Origin of the sequence: Pseudoalteromonas sp. JB197 (genome assembly GCF_002332205.1) — a bacterium.
GTDB classification, from domain to species: domain Bacteria; phylum Pseudomonadota; class Gammaproteobacteria; order Enterobacterales; family Alteromonadaceae; genus Pseudoalteromonas; species Pseudoalteromonas nigrifaciens.
The window spans coordinates 2,557,108-2,575,287 of the sequence record NZ_NRGZ01000001.1 but is presented as its reverse complement, the minus strand read 5'-3'; the positions used below and the strand labels follow the sequence as shown (position 1 = coordinate 2,575,287).

Below are 18,180 nucleotides of genomic sequence, written 5' to 3'. Positions count from 1 at the left end.
TATAATGACTCATCCTGCACAATTTATTAATGGTCAATGGTCACAAGGCCAAGGAACCGAATTTAGTTCAGTAAACCCAGCCAATAACAATGTTATTTTCCAAGCAAACTCAGCAACTGCAGAGCAAGTAGACGCTGCAGTTAGCGCAGCGCGCGAAGCGTTTTATGCTTGGGCTGATAAAACATTTGCTGAACGTTTAGAAATAGTTAAAGCATTCGCAGCGCAATTAAAAGAAAACAGCGAAGAGCTAGCCATTACTATTGCACAAGAAACAGGTAAGCCACTGTGGGAAACTCGCACAGAAGCGGGTGCTATGGTTGGTAAAATTGCCATTTCTGAAAAAGCGTTTTTAGAGCGCACTGGCGACGTAGAAAATGCAATGCCACTAGGGCGCGCAATGATCCGCCACAAGCCACACGGTGTTGTAGCTGTATTTGGTCCGTATAACTTTCCGGGGCATTTACCTAATGGCCACATAGTGCCAGCGCTTTTAGCGGGTAACACGGTTATATTTAAACCGTCAGAACTTACGCCTAAAGTTGCCGAGCTTACGCTTAAGCTGTGGGAAAAAGCAGGTTTACCAGCGGGTGTAATTAACCTTGTACAAGGTGAAGTAGCAACGGGTAAAGCCCTTGCTGCTCACAAAGGTATTGATGGCTTGTTCTTTACGGGTTCTTCGCGCACAGGTCATATTTTACATGAACAGTTTGCGGGTCAACCTGGTAAAATTTTAGCGCTAGAAATGGGTGGTAATAACCCACTTATTATTACTGACGTTGAAGATACTAAAGCGGTTGTTCACGATATTATTCAATCAGCGTTTATTTCAAGTGGCCAGCGTTGTACCTGTGCACGTAAACTATTTTTACCAACGGGTAGCAAAGGTGATGTAATCCTGGAGCGTTTAATTACCGCAACTAAAGCGATTAAAGTAGGTAATTATGACGATGCAGATCAGCCATTTATGGGCTCAATGATCTCATCAGCCGCCGCTGCCGGTATGGTTAAAGCGCAAAACGAACTTGTTGAGCTTGGTGCTCAAGTATTGGTAGAGCTTGAGCATACAGTTAATACTGGCTTTGTAACACCAGGTATTATTGAGTGTACAAATATTAGCGACTTCCCAGATGAAGAACATTTTGGACCACTTCTAAAAGTATTCCGCTTTGATGACTTTGACCAAGCAATTGATAAAGCCAACGACACAAGCTTTGGTTTATCAGCAGGTTTACTTAGCGACAGTGCTGCCGACTACGAGCACTTTTTACGCCGTATTCGCGCTGGTATTGTTAACTGGAACCGCCCAATTACTGGCGCATCAAGTGCTGCACCGTTTGGTGGTATTGGCGCATCGGGTAATCACAGAGCCAGCGCGTATTACGCTGCCGATTACTGTGCATACCCAGTAGCATCAGTAGAGCTTGAAAAAGTTGCTATGCCAGCTACATTAAGCCCAGGCTTAAAAATAGACTAAAATTACTACTAAATAATTATAAAAGCAGCTTCGGCTGCTTTTTTTGTATTAGCTATGTCGCTAAGCTAGTAATTATTAGTGCTTTCTGCTTAAATTACTGAATTAATTATTTTTAAGGTATACGTGTAATGGTTTTAAATAGGCAAGGGTACGACGACTTAATTATGTACCTAACTCAAAACTTAGCTTTATTTGAAAAGCCGGGTGAAATAAAACCAGGTGCACCTACGGTTATGGAATTAATCGAAGACGTGATTGCACAAAACGTAATGCTCATATGTCAGCAGCACACAGAGCTCACTACAGAGCAGCGTAGCCAAATTGTGCGTGAAGTTGATGGCATAGTTTACGATTTACAAGAAGTCCTCAGTAGCATCACCTCGCGGCCTGTTACGGTAGAGCAACACATGTTTATTGATGAGTTTGGTGGTTTGGTTAAAAACCTATTTGATAACGCCGTTTCTTAGCCCGCAACCCTTCTATATTTTCCGGTAGCACGCTTTAAATGCGCTGACGGTTTTACCACCCTTGCATAAATTTAAGTGCCTTGATCAAGCTAATTTATATTATTGCTGGGCGCTCACTTATTAAAGCTGATTGGTATACAATCAAGAAAATAATTTTTGAGGTATAACAATGCAAGCAAATGTAAAATGGGTTGAAGGTAATACCTTTATTGGTCGCTCTAATTCAAATCATAATGTTGTATTTGACGGTGGTAGCGACAGTGCTGCACCGAGCCCTATGGAAATGGTATTAATGTCAATCGGTTGTTGTTCATCGGTTGATGTAGTGAGCATTTTAAAAAAAGCCAAACAAGATTTTAGCAACGTAGAAGTACAGTTAACGGCAGAGCGCGCCGAAACTGCCCCACGAGTATTTACCAAAGTTAATTTACACTTTGTAGCAACGGGCAATAATGTGTCTGAAAAGCACCTTGCACGCGCTGTTTCACTCTCTGCTGAAAAGTATTGCTCGGTCGCATTAATGCTTGATAAAACAGTAAAAATTACGCATAGCCACGAAGTTGTGCAAGATCAAGTAAAATAACGCTTTTTCCATGAGTAAAATTCGTATAAAATCCGCGAACTTTTATTCTGCTAGAGCAGATTTCACTAATTTATAGGTTGGTTTATTATGAACAAACCCTTCGATAAACTTAAACTTCATGGTTTTAATAATTTAACTAAAAGTTTAAGCTTTAGTATTTACGACATTTGCTATGCAAAGACCGAGCAACAACGTAAAGAATATATTGAATATATCGATGAGCAGTACAGTGCAGATAGACTAACCGACATTTTAGGTGAAGTTGTTGATATTATAGGTGCTAACATTTTAAATGTAGCGCGCCAAGACTACGAACCGCAAGGTGCAAGCGTAACTATTTTGGTTTCAGAAGAGCCGGTAGAAGAGCAGCAAAATTACGATGCTGACGAAGCTCCAGGCCCATTACCTGATTCAGTGGTTGCCCATTTAGATAAAAGCCATATTTGTGTACACACGTACCCAGAAGCTCACCCTGATGACGGTATTTGTACTTTTCGCGCCGATATTGAAGTGTCAACGTGTGGCATAATATCGCCACTTAAAGCGTTAAACTTCCTTATTCATAGCCTAGAGTCAGACGTAGTAACAATTGACTACCGCGTACGTGGTTTTACCCGCGATATAAACGGCGTTAAGCACTACATCGATCATGCAATTAGCTCAATTCAAAACTTCATGACAGAAGATACCAAAGAAGCGTACCAAATGATGGACGTAAACGTGTATCAAGAAAACCTGTTTCACACTAAAATGATGTTAAAAGAGACTGATTTAAATACCTATTTATTCGGCCTTTCTACGGATGATTTGTCAGATGAAGAAGAGGAAGAAATTCGCTCTAAACTGACCCGTGAAATGCAAGAAATATTCTATGGCCGTAACTTGCCAGACCTAGATTAAATAGCAAAATATAGTCAATAAAAATGGCGCTCAATGAGCGCCATTTTTTTGTGTTAAAAAGCTATAAAAAGCTTATAGCCAGTATATATTTAGTATTATTTAAGCATGCTGTAAAGCAAAGCCATTACCGCCATTGAGCCAACCGCTAATATAAATAAGGTGCTTAAACGATTACGATGCTTGTGTAATGCCGGTACTTTATAAACAGCAATCATGGGCATAATAAATAAAATCATCGCAATAATAGGGCCAGATAACTGATCCATCATATCGAGTATGCTCGGGTTTTTAACCGCGCAAAACCAAATAGCAAAAAACATTAGTACAGCACCTACCTTATCGGCAACTTTAGCGCTTATGTTCGACTGCTTAGTTACTAAGCCAGTAAAGCTTTCGCGTGCACCCAAAAAGTGCCCTAAAAATGACGACATAATCGCAATAAACGCCACCAATGGGCCAAGCGTAGCGATAAACGAATTGTCAGTAATATTGGCAAGGTACGATAAAACCGACACATTTGCCGCTTTCGCCGCCGCCATTTGCTCGCCAGTTAAGGACAACACACACGAAAACACAAACAGCAATACAAAGGTAATTAACAGTAAACTGGTGCGCTTTAATATTGCCTCAGACTTAGCAACCGCTTTATTACCATAATGACCGCGTTGTACGTTTACAAAGCTCGAAATAGCCGCTGCGTGGCTAAACGAAAATACAATAATAGGAATCGACAACCACAGTGTTTTACCAAAGCTGCCCACTTCTGGCAGCGCCATATTCGGCATTTGCCAACTAGGGATTAAATACAAGGATAAAAAAAACAATATGCCCACAAGCGGATAAACTAAAATAGCAAAAGCACGAAGCATCAGCTTTTCGCCGCCCATCATTAAGCCAATCATACCTGCAACCAATACACCAGAAAGCAACACCCGCGAAGGCGACTCCATACCAAGCTGGTTCACCATAAAGCTGTCTACGGTATTGGTTAAACCGACACCATAAATAAGTAAAATCGGAAAAATAGATAAAAAGTACAGTAAAGAGATTAGCCGACCCGCGGTCACCCCAAAATGTTCCTCTACTACATCAGTAAAGTCAGCATCTTTATTTTTTGACGACAGCACAAACCGCGCTAAACCGCGGTGCGCTAAAAAGGTCATTGGAAAGGCCAAGCACGCCATAATAATTAACGGCCAAAAACCGCCAATACCAATATTAATAGGTAAAAATAAAATACCGGCACCAACGGCGGTACCAAATAGGCTTAACGTCCACTGTGTGTCGTGTAAAGTCCAAGAAGACTGTTTTGCTGTAGATGCATTAAAATGCGTAGCATCTTGAGATGGGGGCATAAGCTCACCAGGTTTTTTTTAGAATAATAATGACGGCAAAGCATATAGTTTTTACTTAATGATTTCATTCGATAAACTAGCTTAATATTCGCTTATTTGTAGCGTACCAGTTACGCCTGTAATTAATTTGCAACAGCGTTATAAAAGTGAGCAGAGAATGGCAGTGGCTTTAGCTCAACGTTAAAAATAATAAGCAGGAAAGGTGCACTTAAAAAGAGGGTTAATAGCTTTTCCCCATAAGGTTTAAAGTTTACACACTGCAATCTAGAGTATAATTATTGTAAACTCTACTTTCCACCTAGGTTGTAAAGTGATTAAAAACAGGAGTTTTTGTGATATTTGAAACCTTGTCAATTAAGCATTTAGCTATGTTATTGCAATTTGAATCAGAAAATAAAGCTTGGTTTGAATCAATGCTGCCGCCGAGAGAGGATTACTTTTATCGCGATTTAGGCATTAAAATGCATATTTATGATGCCATTATAAACATGCAATTAGGTACGCATTATTCGGGTGTGCTTATCACGGCAAGATCATTATAAATTGAACTTATAGAGCAAGTAGTGATCAGATCAAGGCATAATAATTACTTGGTCGCATAAATATGAGCACTACTTTTCTGAAACATTTTAATTCAATTACAGATCCTCGCATTGAACGTTGTAAAAAGCATGAACTTATCGATATTCTTCTCCTTGCTATTAGCGCTGTGCTCTCTGGTGCAGAAGGATGGGAAGATATTGAAGACTTTGGGCACCTAAAACTTGATTGGTTAAAAAAATACGGCACGTTCAACGCAGGAATTCCAAAACATGACACGATTGCGCGCGTCATGTGTCGGTTAAAAGCAAATGAAATAGAAAGGGCATTTCAATCTTGGATATCATCACTGATTGAAACCACAGGTGCAGATATCATCGCTATCGATGGCAAAACCGCACGGCGTTCATTTACCACAAAAGACAGAAAAAGTGCCTTACACACGGTCAGTGCATGGAGTTGCCAACACCAGTTAGTGCTTGGGCAGACGGCTGTTGATAATAAAACAAATGAAATCACCGCAATACCAGAATTACTCACCCTGCTCGATATTGAAAACAGTATCATTACGTTAGATGCGATGGGATGCCAACAAGAAATAGCAAAACAAATCATCCAACAAAAAGCAGATTATATTCTTGCACTTAAAGGTAATCATTCAGGCATGCAAAAGGAACTAGAAGCGTGGTGGCACAAGTGCGAGCGTGAAAGGTTAACTAAGCATAATTGTGATGAACATACCGAAATAAGCTCAGGACATGGGCGTGTTGAAACACGTACATGCCAGCAGTTACTTATAGATAAAAGCTGGTTAGGCAAGGATTATCGTTGGCCTGGCTTAACGAGTATTATTAAGGTCAGGGCTGAAGTTCATGATAAGTCGGCAGGGTCGGATACCACTGAAACACGCTGGTATATAAGTTCATTAGACTTAAATGCAGCGCAAGCACTCAATGCGGTACGCAGTCACTGGCAGGTTGAAAGCATGCATTGGATGCTTGATATGAACTTCAGAGAAGATGAATCGAGAATACGCAAACTTCAAGGGCCATTAATGTTTAATGTAATGCGAAAGATAGCCATGGCGCTTTTTAAACAAGATGCATCTAAGTCAGCAAGTATGGCGAGGAAAAAGAAAATGGCAGGGCTAGACGATGATTACCGCTCAACCCTGTTAGAGTCTGGGATTAAAATGCGCTAGCCGTGGTGTGCTTATTGTTAATGAGAAATTGTTGCGCGCGCAAATTTAAAAGATATAACAGGGCAAACAAACACTGCCGCAGTGGGTTATCGAGTTGCTAAAAATAGCATAGGTAAAGGCTACGCCAGTTTTTGCCTTAACGAATTAATTAGCATAGCCGCTCAGCATTATGCAGTTAACAAGTTAGAAGCCTTAGTGCTAGATAATAACCCCGCCTCAAAAGCCGTACTATTAAAGTGTGGTTTTAAAGCCCAATCACATAAAGACAATTACATGACAATAAACGGACACACATTAGGCGTTACACACTTTTTACGCGCACCGATTTAAGTGTTTTTTGAGGTGAAATTGGAAGATTAAAATATTGTGGTTAACAGCGGTTATGCGTTGGGTTTCGCTTCACTCAACCCAACCTACGGTGTTTAAATTGACATAGAGCTGCTAGTAGCTAAAAGCCCGCAGCTCTAGGCGCTTTATTCTTCAATAGCTGAAACAATAAAATACGGATTCAAATACTCATCTTTGGTGTTGTAAATTAGCGGGCTACCATCAAGTTTAGTCACTTTAGCGCCGGCTATTGCGGCAATGGCATGGCCTGCACCGGTATCCCACTCACAGGTTGGGCCTAAGCGCGGGTAAATATCGGCGCTGCCTTCGGCCACTAAACATAGTTTTAGTGAGCTGCCTTTTGAAACCATTTCTACCTCGTCAAAGCGTTTTACAAATTCGGCTAAATCGGGTGAGGGGTGTGAGCGACTGCCAACTACGCGTATTAACCCTGTGTTTGGCTTGGTAGTTACTTTTAGCTCTATGCGCTCATCGCCTTTGTCTTTAAATGCGCCTATGGCTTCGCTTGCTAAGTAAGATACGCCAAGGGCTGGGGCGTCTACTACGGCTAAAACCGGAATACCATTTTCGATAAGTGCGATATTTACGGTGAATTCACCATTTTTTTTAATAAACTCTTTGGTGCCATCGATAGGATCTACTAGCCAGTAACTTTTCCATGCCTTGCGAACTTCCCAGCTTATATCGGCGTTTTCTTCACTTAATATAGGAATGTCGGGAGTGAGCTGCTGTAGCCCTGCGACAATAATTTTATGAGCTGCTAAGTCGGCGTCGGTTACAGGGCTTTCATCGGCTTTGTATTCAACGTTAAAGTCCTTTTGATAAATTCCCATTATGGCGCTACCCGCTTTGCGGGCAAGGATCAGGGTTTCTTCTAGCAGTTCGGTTTGGTTCATTGGGGTTAACCTATATTATGTGCTGTTGTTTTAGATACGTTATCAGCTGAACAACCGATTGGTCTAGCGTGTTTTTACTGGTATCTAAAATTATTTCTGGATTGATGGGTATTTCGTAACTGGAATCAATGCCGGTAAAGTGTTTAATTTCGCCAGCGCGGGCTTTTTTGTATAAGCCTTTAGGATCGCGGCTTTCGCATACATCGAGTGGGGTGTCGATAAATACTTCAATAAACTCCTTGTCATCTACTAAGCTGCGTACCATGTCGCGCTCTGCTCTAAAAGGCGATATAAACGCAGTAAGCACTAACAAGCCAGCGTCAACCATTAGCTTTGCTGTTTCGCCTACGCGGCGAATATTTTCAACTCGGTCTGCGTCGCTAAAGCCTAGGTCTTTACATAAACCGTGGCGTACGTTGTCGCCATCGAGCAGGTAAGTATGAATACCTTGTTGATTAAGTGCGGCTTCTAGCGCGTTTGCTACAGTGCTTTTACCGGAGCCCGAAAATCCGGTAAACCATATAATAGCGCTCTGATGCTTTTTTTGCTCACTACGTTGTGCTTTAGTGGTTGCGTAGTTATGCCAAACAATATTTTCATCCATAGTGAGTTATCTCTTTATGCTGTGCGTGCCGGTATTAAAACGGAAATACTAGCGGGATCAAGGTTAATACTGTTATTGAATAAATAATAGAAAGGGGCAAACCCATCACTACATAATCTTTTAAACGATAGTTACCCGCGCTGTAAACCATAAGGTTAGTTTGATAACCAAACGGCGATATAAAACTTGCTGATGCGCCAAACGCAACCGCCATAATAAATGGCAGTGGGTCTACGTTAAAGCCAACGGCAAGTGAATAGGCAACCGGAAACGACAATGCTGCAGCGGCGTTATTGGTTATCAGCTCGGTAAATAATACTGTCATTAAAAATATTGCGATAAAGGCGCTGTATGGGCCAAAGTCGCCAAGTACTACAAACATAGCCGCCGATATTTGCCCAGCAAGTCCGGTGCCTATCATTAGTTTTGCTAAGCCTATGGCGCTGCCTACTACGGCGAGTAACTCAATAGGAAAGCGACGTTTTACTTCGCTAAGCTTAATAGTACCGCAAAGCATAAAGCCAATCAGTAATACTAATAAGCCTTTAACTAGCGGCACTAAGCCAATAATACTTAAGCCCAGTACAGCGGCAAAGCTTAGCAGCACAATGTTTGACTGTTTAGGCGCTAGGTGAGTTTGTAAATCAAATCCCGATATATACACAAATTCGCGTTTTAAATTAGGCAAACTGTAAAAGTTTTTACCCGGGGCGAGTATTAGTGAGTCGCCTGCTTGTAAGTGCACTTGCCCTAAACCACCTTGCAGGCGATCGTGGCCGCGGCGAATAGCAATAACCGCCGCATGAAACTGCTCTCTAAAGCGGGCTTCTTTTACGGTTTTACCAATAAATTTTGAAGACTGACTTACAACAACTTCTACTAAGTGTTCTATGTCTTTTTGATGATTGTCGTGCACTACTTTTAAACCATCGAAACGCGTAAGTAGGGGGACTGATTTTATATCGCCCACAAAAAGTAATATGTCGTTTTGTTTAATTATTTGCTGTGGCGTGACCGCACAAATGCGTTGGTTATCGCGAATTATTTCGCCTAAAAATAAGTCTTTAAGTTCACGCAGGCCATTTTCTTCTACGGTGCGGCCAATTAACTTTGAACCGGCTTGTACTTTACCTTCAAGATAAAAAGGCACGACTTCTTGGTCGCTTTTACCGTTGTCGGGTAAGTATTTTAACATGACTAAAATAGTGATTAAGCCCACACTTAATGCGCCTAAGCCCACTAAGGTAAAGTCAAAAAAGCCCAGTGGCGCCATGCCCGCATCTACGGCAAAACCATTTACGATTAAGTTGGTAGATGTGCCAATAAGGGTAATAGTGCCGCCTAAAATAGCAGTGTACGATAGTGGTAATAGTAACTTTGATGGCGAGTGATTGGGGTTGTCTTTTATCGCGGTAATTAAGGAAGCAACCACGGCGGTGTTATTGGTAAACGACGATAAAAACGCGGTCGAAAGCCCCAATTTAGTCACTGATTTAACTAAACTACCACTCGATAGCGATTGCGCTAATTTTTGAATAAGGGTGGTTTTTTCAATCGCAATTGACACTAATATTAATAGCACCAAAGTAATTAGCGACGGGTTAGTATAATTAACTAACATGCTTTCTAAATCTATTAGCCCTGCTAAGTAGCTGCTACCAATGGCTCCCACAAATAGCCATGCAGGATTAAGCCGAGTGCCAAAAAGGCACCCGACTAAAGTAAGCATAATGCCTGTTAAAATGAGCTGATCTATCATGCTTTATATCCTATAACAGGCTAAAAAGTATTATAACTTTGATATATCAAGCGCTTGCCAATGCGGAAAGTGCTTGCGTACTAAAGTGTTAAATTCAACTTCAAAAGCACTAAAGTTACTTTGCTGCGCTTGGCTTTGCAGTACTTGCTCTATCATACCGGCTGCAATAGTTAAGTTAGATAAGCGATCGATAAGTATAAACGAGCCGGTTTCGTGATTACTGTGATACTCATCAGCCAAAATAGTTTCGCTAAGTTCTAGCGTTACAATAGCGATTTCGTTTAACTGTAGAGTGTCGCTGCTACCATGCTCTAAGGTATTTACATCGATAGTGTGATCAATCTTAGTAACTTGAGCAGAGGTGTTTTTGCTACCAAGTTTAAAGTTATAGCTTTTACCTAGTTGCAGCGGCGTTTCGTGCATCCATACTAATTTAGCTTGTAGCTGGTTGGTAACTATTGCCGTAGAGCTTGCTGGTACAATGACATCGCCTCGGCTAATATCAATTTCGCTATTTAGCGTAACGGTAATTGCTTGGCCAGCTTGTGCACTGTCTAGGTTGCCATCAAAGGTAACAATTTCTTTAATGCTAGAAGTTTTGCCCGATGGTAGTACTTTTATTGCATCGCCCACTTGTAACTTGCCTGAGGCTAGCGTGCCCTGAAAACCACGAAAGTTTAAGTTAGGGCGCGCCACATATTGCACCGGTAAACGTGCTTCAAAGTCAGTGTCGATTTGCGCTGCTGGCGAGTCTTCTAATAACTCTAGCAATGGCTTGTCGGTGTAATAAGGCGTATGTACAGAGCGAGTAACTACGTTATCGCCTTTAAGCGCCGACATAGGTACAAATTTAATGTTACTTACATTAAGTTGCTCGGCAAATTTTAAGTAGTCAGCTTTAATTTTTTCATAAACAGTTTCGTCAAAATCAACGATATCCATTTTATTAATAGCCACAACAAATTGCTTAATACCAAGCGAGTCACAAATAAAGCTGTGACGTTTAGTTTGTACTTGCACGCCGTAACGTGCATCCACCAAAATAATGGCCACATCGCTGGTTGATGCACCCGTTACCATGTTGCGCGTATACTGCTCGTGCCCTGGGGTATCGGCAATAATAAACTTGCGCTTAGCGGTCGAGAAGTAACGGTACGCTACGTCAATGGTAATACCTTGCTCACGCTCAGCTTGTAGGCCATCAACAAGTAATGCTAAATCAAGGTCATCACCTGCGTTACCTACTTTTTCGTTATCTTTATGTAGTGCTGCTAACTGATCTTCATAAATTTGGTGGCTGTCGTGCAGTAGGCGGCCAATGAGTGTTGATTTACCGTCATCTACGCTGCCACAGGTAAGCATGCGTAATAAGCTTTTGTCTTGCTGACGTGCTAGGTAAGCGTCTATGCCTATTTCTTTTACTTCGTTAAATGTGTCGTTATTTTGATTAGCCATTAGAAATACCCTTCACGTTTTTTCTTTTCCATTGAGCCTGCCGAGTCATGGTCAATAACCCGACCTTCACGTTCAGATGACGTAGATAGCAGCATTTCTTCAATAATTTCGGTTAATGAGCTGGCCGTTGATTCCACTGCACCGGTAAGTGGATAGCAGCCTAAAGTCCGAAAACGTACCGACTTCATCATTGGCACTTCACCCTCCAAAAGTGGCATACGTTCATCGTCAACCATAATTAAGGTGCCGTCGCGATCAACCACTGGGCGCTCTTTAGCAAGATACAAAGGCACCATGTCGATGTTTTCTTGATAAATATATTGCCAAATATCCAACTCGGTCCAGTTAGACAGTGGGAATACACGAATACTTTCACCTGGATTTACTTGGCTGTTGTACGTATTCCAAAGCTCTGGGCGTTGGTTTTTAGGATCCCAGCGGTGGTGCTTATCGCGAAATGAATAAACACGTTCTTTAGCGCGTGACTTTTCTTCGTCGCGGCGTGCGCCACCAAAGGCGGCATCAAAGCCATATTTGTCGAGTGCTTGCTTTAAACCTTGAGTTTTCATTATATCGGTATGTTTACCAGAGCCATGCTCGAATGGGCTTATACCAATTTCCATGCCTTCTGGGTTTTTATGCACTAGTAGCTCAAAGCCGTATTCTTTGGCAATACGGTCACGAAATTCAATCATTTCGCTAAACTTCCAATTAGTGTCTACGTGTAATAACGGAAACGGAATTTTTGCAGGGTAAAATGCTTTACGCGCTAAGTGCAAAAGTACCGACGAATCTTTACCAATTGAGTAAAGCATTACTGGGTTCTCAAACTCAGCGGCGACTTCGCGCATGATTTTGATACTTTCAGCTTCAAGCTGCTGAAGGTGAGTTAAAGCCATTGTTAGTCGTCCTACTAAAATAATTAAAAGTTAAAATCTAATAAATGTATAAAGCTTATGCCACATCGGTAAGTGGTTGCGCAAAACTGCTAGTTTGCGCTTTGGCACCAAACCAATGTAACTCTTGGTGCAAGGATGCTACTTCGCCAATAATAAGCAGTGCAGGAGAAACCACACTGTTACGCGTAATTAAATCGGCAAGCTCGCCCAGCTTTCCAGTAATTACGCGTTGATTTTTACGGGTGCCGTTTTCAATAATGGCAACGGGTGTATTGGCGTTGCGGCCATGCTTTAAAAGCTCAGCTTGTATATGTGGCGACTTTATCACGCCCATATAAATAGCTAAGGTTTGATTTGGTTTAGCCAGCGATTGCCAATCGAGTTCTTGGCCGTCTTTTTTACAATGCCCGGTTACAAACTGAATCGCTTGTGCGTGGTCACGATGGGTAAGCGGAATACCCGCATAGGCACTGCATCCTGCAGCGGCAGTTATACCAGGTACAATTTGATAATTTACCTTGTTAGCCGCAAGTACTTGTACTTCTTCGCCACCACGACCATAAATAAACGGGTCGCCACCTTTAATACGGCATACTTTTTTACCTTGCTTGGCTAAATCGACCAGCATTTGGTTAGTGTCTTGCTGCGCTACGCTGTGATCGCCTAAACGCTTGCCTACACAAATAAGGTCGGCATCGCGGCGCACTAACTCCATGATCTCGTCAGACACTAAATAGTCATAAACCACTACATCGGCTTGTTGCATAAGTTGCAGTGCCTTAAGTGTCAGCAATTCAGGATCGCCAGGGCCTGCACCTACTACATAAACCTCGCCTTCGGGCTCGGCTTTAGCATTTAGCATGTGTTCTAACTGTTGCTCTGCGGCTTGGGTGTCGCCGGTTTGTACTTTACTAACAACAGATGAGTCGAATACGCCTTCCCAAAACTGGCGACGATCGGCAAAGTGCTTAAAGCGTTGTTTTACTTTGCTTCTAAAGCCACCCACAAGCGTTGCCAGCGGGCCAATATGTTGCGGTATTAGGGTTTCTAGTTTTTCGCGTAAACGGCGCGCTAATACCGGGGCAGTGCCTGCGCTGGATATAGCAATTGTGATTGGGTTGCGATCGACAATCGATGGAAATATAAAGGTGCACTTAGGCTGATCGTCAACTACATTAACAAAAATGTTATGAGTATTAGCCAGTTCAAACACTTGGCTATTTACATGCTCTAAATCTGTAGCAGCAATTACCAGCATCATATTTTTTAAATGTTGCTCGCTAAAGTACTCATGTATAAGCGTTACTTTATTTTCGCTAGCAAGTTCAATGAGCTGTTGGCAAAATTTGGGAGCGACTAAAGTAATACTGGCACGCGCTTTTAAAAGCGCGCTGCATTTGCGCAACGCAACATCTCCACCGCCAACAACCAATACAGGTTTGTTGTCGAGTTTGGTAAAGATAGGTAAATACTGCACGTTAATCACACCCCTAAAATAAATGGCTCGTTTAGCCTGATAGCCACAATATAGCGCCACACACTAAGTAAAAAATAATTAAAACCCACTCGTTATAACTAAAAGTTATAACGAGTGGGTTTTTAAGGCCGAAATCTTAATTAGTAAGGCTTTGCGGTCGGTTGCATGTAAAACTAAGGGCTTAGAGTGTTTGGTTATGAGCTATAGCAAGTTTAGGTTACTATAATTACAGGTATTAAATCACGGTATAAATATGATGAGGTTACTATGATTAAACAACAAAAAGAGGCTGCTTTGGCTGTCGCCTTAATGGATTTAACCAGCTTAAATAGCAACGATGATAGTGCCGCTATTAATACGTTAGTGAACAGCATTAACCCTAAATTAGGCACGCCCGCTGCAGTATGTGTTTACAGTGATTTTGTAGCAGAAGCAAAAATAGCCTTAGCTACCAGAGAGCTAAGCCATATAAAAGTAGCCACAGTAACTAACTTTCCAACGGGTGACGCACCTTTAAATACCGTAATAAACGAAACACTAATTGCCATAGAGCGCGGTGCAGATGAAATTGATTTAGTTATTCCATATAAAGCGCTAATAGCGGGTGATAAAAGCCGTGTGCTTAAGTATGTTACCGAGAGCAAAAAAGTCTGTGGGTCGCGCGCTCTACTTAAAGTTATTATAGAAAGCGGCGAGTTACAAACACCTGATTTAATCGCATCAGCCACATTATTAGCTATTAAAGGCGGTGCCGACTTTGTAAAAACCAGTACCGGTAAGGTCGCCGTTAATGCCACGCTTGATGCGACAAAAACTATACTCAATACCATTAAAGAATCGGGCAAGCTAGTTGGCTTTAAAGCGGCGGGAGGAGTTAAAACAGTTGCAGATGCGAGCGATTACTTAACCCTTGCAAGCACTATTATGGGTAATGACTACTTACAAGCAAATACCTTTAGATTTGGCGCATCAAGTTTATTAACTAATGTGTACGCGGTATTAAATGAAGCGTGATAGCGAACAAGAAAAACAACAGTTAGAGCACGAGGCAGCGAGGTTGTTTTTACGTTGTTATGAGCAGCAATATGGCATTCATATGCGCCATATTTGGCATAATGAGCCCAATAAGCCCGACGTTAGCTGCTACAAAGGCGATCAGCAACTTGATATTGAAGTTGCGCATTTATATGCCAGTGAAACCGAAGCAATGGCAGTGCTTGGCCGGCCACTGTCAATTCCAATGCAACGGGCATTGGCCGATATGGCGCAAGCCCCAAGTGAGCAAAGGTTACGCCTAGCGTTAGAGAGATTACTGGAGCAAAAAGCCACTAAATCTTATCATTCAGCGCGAACTTGGTTATTAATTCGCAATGCCAGCACTATTTGGCATAAAGCCGACTTTGATGCTCAGCTTAAAATGATTAGTGTGCCGCAAACGCATGCATTTGAGCAAATTTGGTTGCTACGCGATTTCTATCGTGGCGAGTTGGTACGTTTATTTTGATTTTTTTACGGTAACTCATTGCAGGAATGACTTTTTATTGCATAAATAAATATTAATTTAGCGGGTTAAGTGGTTAAATAATGCGGTGTGTAAATTAACGGTGAAGATTTTATCAGATGACAATCTTTACTCTTGTGTTAATGAACTGCGTAAGTATAATAGGCATCCACTTTGCAGGGGCGTAGTTCCAATTGGTAGAACAGCGGTCTCCAAAACCGACGGTTGGGAGTTCGAATCTCTCCGCCCCTGCCAATATTACTCGCGATGCGGGTAAGTCTGGGGTTAAAAATCGGTTTAAATAAGTCTGTTTTTAAGTTTAGATTTTAATGGATTAACCCTATCATAGCGTAGGGTTGTTGTGTCTGTAGTTAAGGTAATAATATTATGAGCACGAATGTAGAAACGCCATCAAGTGCGATGGAGTCAGTAAAGTGGTTAGTAGCAATAGTGCTACTTGCAGGCGCAGTTGTTGGTAATCACATGTTTGCAGATCAGTCTGTATTACTACGTGCGATTGGCGTTGTAGTTGCAATAGCAGCTGGTTTAGCAATTGCCTCGCAAACAGCTAAAGGACGTACTTTCCTTACTTTTGCTAAAGAAGCAAGAATTGAAGTGCGCAAAGTAATTTGGCCAACGCGTCAAGAAACTACCCACACGACATTAATTGTAATGGTTGCAACAGTGATAATGGCACTTATCCTTTGGGGATTAGATGGCATTTTATTCCGCGCTGTAGGCTTTTTAACTGGATTGGAGATCTGATCCCATGTCGGATGAGAACGAGAACAAAGAAATTAAGTTACGTTGGTATGTAGTACAGGCCTTTTCTGGTTACGAAAAGCGTGTAGCTCAAACGTTAATTGAACATATTAAAATCGAAGGTCTAGAATCGAGCTTTGGTGAGATACTAGTACCAACTGAAGAAGTTGTTGAGATGCGCGCTGGCCAAAAGCGTAAATCTGAGCGTAAATTCTTCCCAGGTTATGTATTAGTACAAATGGATATGAATGACGCAAGCTGGCACTTAGTGAACAGCACAGAACGCGTTATGGGCTTTATTGGCGGTACGTCTGATCGTCCTGCTCCTATCAGCCCTAAAGAAGCTGAGCGCATTCTTAATCGCCTACAAGAAAATGCTGAAGCACCTAAACCTGCTACCTTATTTGAACCAGGTGAAGTTGTTCGTGTTACTGACGGTCCATTTGCTGACTTTAGCGGTGTTGTTGAAGAAGTTGACTACGAAAAGAGCCGCGTTAAAGTGTCGGTACTTATTTTTGGTCGTTCTACACCGGTTGAACTTGAATTTGGTCAAGTTGAACAAGATAAGTAATTGATTAAAAAAGTGATGCTAATTTTTCTATAAAATTTGGCACGAAGCTTGAAAAAGGCCGCTGATTAACTTATAATCAGCGGCCTTTTTGTATTTGGGTAAATTAATTTACGCTACAAAAAGTACGAAACAATTTTTTAAATTGGGGAGCCGTTAGAGTACGCGTCCTCGCGCGCACAAGGCTGAGACCCACTTAATGAGGTATTTATAATGGCTAAAAAAGTTGAAGCTCTAATCAAGCTACAAGTTGCCGCTGGTATGGCTAATCCTAGTCCACCAGTAGGTCCTGCACTAGGTCAACACGGTGTGAACATCATGGAATTCTGTAAAGCGTTTAACGCACGTACAGAGTCTATCGAAAAAGGCGCTCCAGTTCCTGTAGTGATCTCTGTTTACGGTGACCGTTCTTTTACGTTCGACATGAAAACTCCACCTGCAGCATACTTGCTACTTAAAGCAGCTGGCGTTAAATCAGGCTCAGGCCGTCCTAACACTGAAAAAGTAGGCACAGTAACTCGTGCTCAACTTGAAGAGATTGTTGAGACTAAACGAGCTGACCTTACAGCTTCTGATTTAGAAGCTGCGGTTCGCACTATCGCAGGATCTGCTCGTGCGATGGGCTTGAGCGTAGAGGACTAAGAATATGGCTAAATTAACTAAACGTATGCGTACTATCCGCGAAAAAGTGGAAGTAACTAAAGATTACGAAATCAACGAAGCGATCGCGCTTTTAAAAGAGTTAGCGACAGCTAAATTCGTAGAAAGTGTTGACGTTGCTGTTAACCTTGGTATCGATGCTCGTAAATCTGATCAAAACGTTCGTGGTGCAACTGTACTACCTAACGGTACTGGTCGTGACGTTCGCGTTGCAGTATTCACACAAGGCGCTAACGCAGAAGCTGCGAAAGAAGCCGGTGCTGAATTAGTAGGTATGGAAGATCTTGCTGAGCTAGTTAAAAAAGGCGAGATGAACTTTGACGTTGTTGTTGCATCACCAGACGCTATGCGTGTTGTTGGTCAACTAGGTCAAATCTTAGGCCCACGTGGTCTAATGCCAAACCCTAAGACTGGTACAGTAACACCTAACGTTGCTGAAGCAGTTAAAAATGCAAAAGCGGGTCAAGTACGTTACCGTAATGACAAAAATGGTATCATCCATACCACTATTGGTAAGGTTGATTTCACTGCTGAGCAATTACAACAAAACCTTGAGTCACTAATTGTTGCGCTTAAGAAGGCTAAACCTTCTCAAGCTAAAGGTGTTTACGTGAAGAAAGTAAGCATCTCTACAACAATGGGCGCAGGCGTTGCTGTTGACCAAAACACGTTAAGCACTACTGTATCTTAATCGGTGTTTACATGGCGTGAAATTTGTACTATAATTTCGC

The 18,180-nt window shown here is 41.9% G+C and carries 19 protein-coding genes and 1 tRNA gene; 13 read left to right on the top strand and 7 right to left on the bottom strand.

Translation table 11 applies throughout. The annotated features are described in order from the left end of the window. Positions 1-4 precede the first annotated feature (4 nt). The 4 genes from astD (at position 5) to speD (ending at position 3,424) form a co-directional block, all read left to right on the top strand. Complete coding sequence (gene astD / locus CIK86_RS12200; protein ID WP_011326914.1) at positions 5-1,474, top strand: succinylglutamate-semialdehyde dehydrogenase; 1,470 nt, start codon at positions 5-7, stop codon at positions 1,472-1,474. 128 nt (positions 1,475-1,602) lie between these two features. Next, the gene (locus CIK86_RS12195) at positions 1,603-1,941 is read left to right on the top strand and encodes a DUF3802 family protein (RefSeq protein ID WP_011326915.1); all 339 of its coding nucleotides are present in this window, start codon (positions 1,603-1,605) and stop codon (positions 1,939-1,941) included. 169 nt (positions 1,942-2,110) lie between these two features. Continuing rightward, positions 2,111-2,524, top strand: a complete 414-nt coding sequence (locus tag CIK86_RS12190) for an OsmC family protein (protein ID WP_011326916.1) — start codon at positions 2,111-2,113, stop codon at positions 2,522-2,524. An 87-nt stretch (positions 2,525-2,611) separates the two neighbouring features. Next, positions 2,612-3,424 carry an adenosylmethionine decarboxylase gene (gene speD, locus CIK86_RS12185; protein WP_011326917.1) on the top strand — a complete coding sequence of 271 codons (813 nt, stop codon included), beginning with the start codon at positions 2,612-2,614 and terminating at the stop codon, positions 3,422-3,424. Positions 3,425-3,519: 95 nt separating this feature from the next. Here the strand turns inward: speD and CIK86_RS12180 are convergent, their stop codons facing one another. Further along, positions 3,520-4,779: an aromatic amino acid transport family protein gene (locus tag CIK86_RS12180; protein WP_011326918.1), complete on the bottom strand. Its 1,260-nt coding sequence runs from the start codon at positions 4,777-4,779 to the stop codon at positions 3,520-3,522. A 332-nt stretch (positions 4,780-5,111) separates the two neighbouring features. Here CIK86_RS12180 and CIK86_RS12175 point away from each other — a divergent pair, with 332 nt between their 5' ends. Continuing rightward, the gene (locus CIK86_RS12175) at positions 5,112-5,321 is read left to right on the top strand and encodes a hypothetical protein (RefSeq protein ID WP_086993846.1); all 210 of its coding nucleotides are present in this window, start codon (positions 5,112-5,114) and stop codon (positions 5,319-5,321) included. A gap of 62 nt (positions 5,322-5,383) precedes the next feature. Further along, positions 5,384-6,520, top strand: a complete 1,137-nt coding sequence (locus CIK86_RS12170) for an ISAs1 family transposase (protein WP_008466968.1) — start codon at positions 5,384-5,386, stop codon at positions 6,518-6,520. Between the two features lie 473 nt (positions 6,521-6,993). On the opposite strand, the gene cysQ is transcribed toward CIK86_RS12170, so the two are convergent. From cysQ to cysG, 6 genes are read right to left on the bottom strand one after another with little or no spacing between them, the layout of a single operon-like run. Next, on the bottom strand, positions 6,994-7,764 hold the full coding sequence (cysQ, locus tag CIK86_RS12160; RefSeq protein WP_086995166.1) for a 3'(2'),5'-bisphosphate nucleotidase CysQ: 771 nt from the start codon (positions 7,762-7,764) through the stop codon (positions 6,994-6,996). A gap of 10 nt (positions 7,765-7,774) precedes the next feature. After that, entirely contained in the window at positions 7,775-8,368 is a 594-nt protein-coding gene (gene cysC / locus CIK86_RS12155) for an adenylyl-sulfate kinase (RefSeq protein WP_011326927.1), read from the bottom strand. A gap of 34 nt (positions 8,369-8,402) precedes the next feature. Beyond that, complete coding sequence (locus tag CIK86_RS12150) at positions 8,403-10,127, bottom strand: SLC13 family permease (protein WP_086995169.1); 1,725 nt, start codon at positions 10,125-10,127, stop codon at positions 8,403-8,405. A gap of 30 nt (positions 10,128-10,157) precedes the next feature. Next, positions 10,158-11,582 (bottom strand): sulfate adenylyltransferase subunit CysN, encoded by a 1,425-nt coding sequence (cysN, locus tag CIK86_RS12145; protein ID WP_058372356.1) that lies wholly within the window; start codon positions 11,580-11,582, stop codon positions 10,158-10,160. Beyond that, entirely contained in the window at positions 11,582-12,481 is a 900-nt protein-coding gene (gene cysD, locus CIK86_RS12140) for a sulfate adenylyltransferase subunit CysD (protein ID WP_011326930.1), read from the bottom strand. The genes cysN and cysD overlap by 1 nt, the downstream gene beginning before the upstream one ends. A gap of 55 nt (positions 12,482-12,536) precedes the next feature. Beyond that, positions 12,537-13,958: a siroheme synthase CysG gene (cysG, locus tag CIK86_RS12135; protein ID WP_086995194.1), complete on the bottom strand. Its 1,422-nt coding sequence runs from the start codon at positions 13,956-13,958 to the stop codon at positions 12,537-12,539. A gap of 267 nt (positions 13,959-14,225) precedes the next feature. On the opposite strand from cysG, the gene deoC reads away from it, so the two are divergent. From deoC to rplA, 7 genes are all read left to right on the top strand, one after another. Further along, a complete protein-coding gene (deoC, locus tag CIK86_RS12130; protein WP_086995174.1) occupies positions 14,226-14,972 on the top strand; it encodes a deoxyribose-phosphate aldolase in 747 nt (248 codons plus the stop codon). Then, the gene (locus tag CIK86_RS12125; RefSeq protein ID WP_041454316.1) at positions 14,962-15,462 is read left to right on the top strand and encodes a hypothetical protein; all 501 of its coding nucleotides are present in this window, start codon (positions 14,962-14,964) and stop codon (positions 15,460-15,462) included. Before deoC ends, CIK86_RS12125 begins: the two co-directional genes overlap by 11 nt. 175 nt (positions 15,463-15,637) lie before the next feature. Beyond that, positions 15,638-15,714: transfer RNA gene (locus CIK86_RS12120), tRNA-Trp, on the top strand. A gap of 132 nt (positions 15,715-15,846) precedes the next feature. Further along, positions 15,847-16,224: a preprotein translocase subunit SecE gene (gene secE, locus CIK86_RS12115; protein WP_086995177.1), complete on the top strand. Its 378-nt coding sequence runs from the start codon at positions 15,847-15,849 to the stop codon at positions 16,222-16,224. Between the two features lie 4 nt (positions 16,225-16,228). Beyond that, on the top strand, positions 16,229-16,792 hold the full coding sequence (nusG, locus tag CIK86_RS12110; RefSeq protein WP_002958878.1) for a transcription termination/antitermination protein NusG: 564 nt from the start codon (positions 16,229-16,231) through the stop codon (positions 16,790-16,792). A 210-nt stretch (positions 16,793-17,002) separates the two neighbouring features. Continuing rightward, positions 17,003-17,431, top strand: coding sequence for a 50S ribosomal protein L11 (gene rplK, locus CIK86_RS12105; protein WP_058372361.1), 429 nt, complete (start codon positions 17,003-17,005; stop codon positions 17,429-17,431). A gap of 4 nt (positions 17,432-17,435) precedes the next feature. After that, the gene (gene rplA, locus CIK86_RS12100) at positions 17,436-18,140 is read left to right on the top strand and encodes a 50S ribosomal protein L1 (protein WP_086995181.1); all 705 of its coding nucleotides are present in this window, start codon (positions 17,436-17,438) and stop codon (positions 18,138-18,140) included. The last annotated feature ends 40 nt before the right edge of the window (positions 18,141-18,180 follow it).

Coding starts and splice junctions, on each gene's coding strand:
- astD (WP_011326914.1), top strand. CDS start 5: ATGACTCATCCTGCACAATTTATTAATGGTCAATGGTCACAAGGCCAA.
- CIK86_RS12195 (WP_011326915.1), top strand. CDS start 1,603: ATGGTTTTAAATAGGCAAGGGTACGACGACTTAATTATGTACCTAACT.
- CIK86_RS12190 (WP_011326916.1), top strand. CDS start 2,111: ATGCAAGCAAATGTAAAATGGGTTGAAGGTAATACCTTTATTGGTCGC.
- speD (WP_011326917.1), top strand. CDS start 2,612: ATGAACAAACCCTTCGATAAACTTAAACTTCATGGTTTTAATAATTTA.
- CIK86_RS12180 (WP_011326918.1), bottom strand. CDS start 4,779: ATGCCCCCATCTCAAGATGCTACGCATTTTAATGCATCTACAGCAAAA.
- CIK86_RS12170 (WP_008466968.1), top strand. CDS start 5,384: ATGAGCACTACTTTTCTGAAACATTTTAATTCAATTACAGATCCTCGC.
- cysQ (WP_086995166.1), bottom strand. CDS start 7,764: ATGAACCAAACCGAACTGCTAGAAGAAACCCTGATCCTTGCCCGCAAA.
- cysC (WP_011326927.1), bottom strand. CDS start 8,368: ATGGATGAAAATATTGTTTGGCATAACTACGCAACCACTAAAGCACAA.
- CIK86_RS12150 (WP_086995169.1), bottom strand. CDS start 10,127: ATGATAGATCAGCTCATTTTAACAGGCATTATGCTTACTTTAGTCGGG.
- cysN (WP_058372356.1), bottom strand. CDS start 11,582: ATGGCTAATCAAAATAACGACACATTTAACGAAGTAAAAGAAATAGGC.
- cysD (WP_011326930.1), bottom strand. CDS start 12,481: ATGGCTTTAACTCACCTTCAGCAGCTTGAAGCTGAAAGTATCAAAATC.
- deoC (WP_086995174.1), top strand. CDS start 14,226: ATGATTAAACAACAAAAAGAGGCTGCTTTGGCTGTCGCCTTAATGGAT.
- CIK86_RS12125 (WP_041454316.1), top strand. CDS start 14,962: ATGAAGCGTGATAGCGAACAAGAAAAACAACAGTTAGAGCACGAGGCA.
- secE (WP_086995177.1), top strand. CDS start 15,847: ATGAGCACGAATGTAGAAACGCCATCAAGTGCGATGGAGTCAGTAAAG.
- nusG (WP_002958878.1), top strand. CDS start 16,229: ATGTCGGATGAGAACGAGAACAAAGAAATTAAGTTACGTTGGTATGTA.
- rplK (WP_058372361.1), top strand. CDS start 17,003: ATGGCTAAAAAAGTTGAAGCTCTAATCAAGCTACAAGTTGCCGCTGGT.
- rplA (WP_086995181.1), top strand. CDS start 17,436: ATGGCTAAATTAACTAAACGTATGCGTACTATCCGCGAAAAAGTGGAA.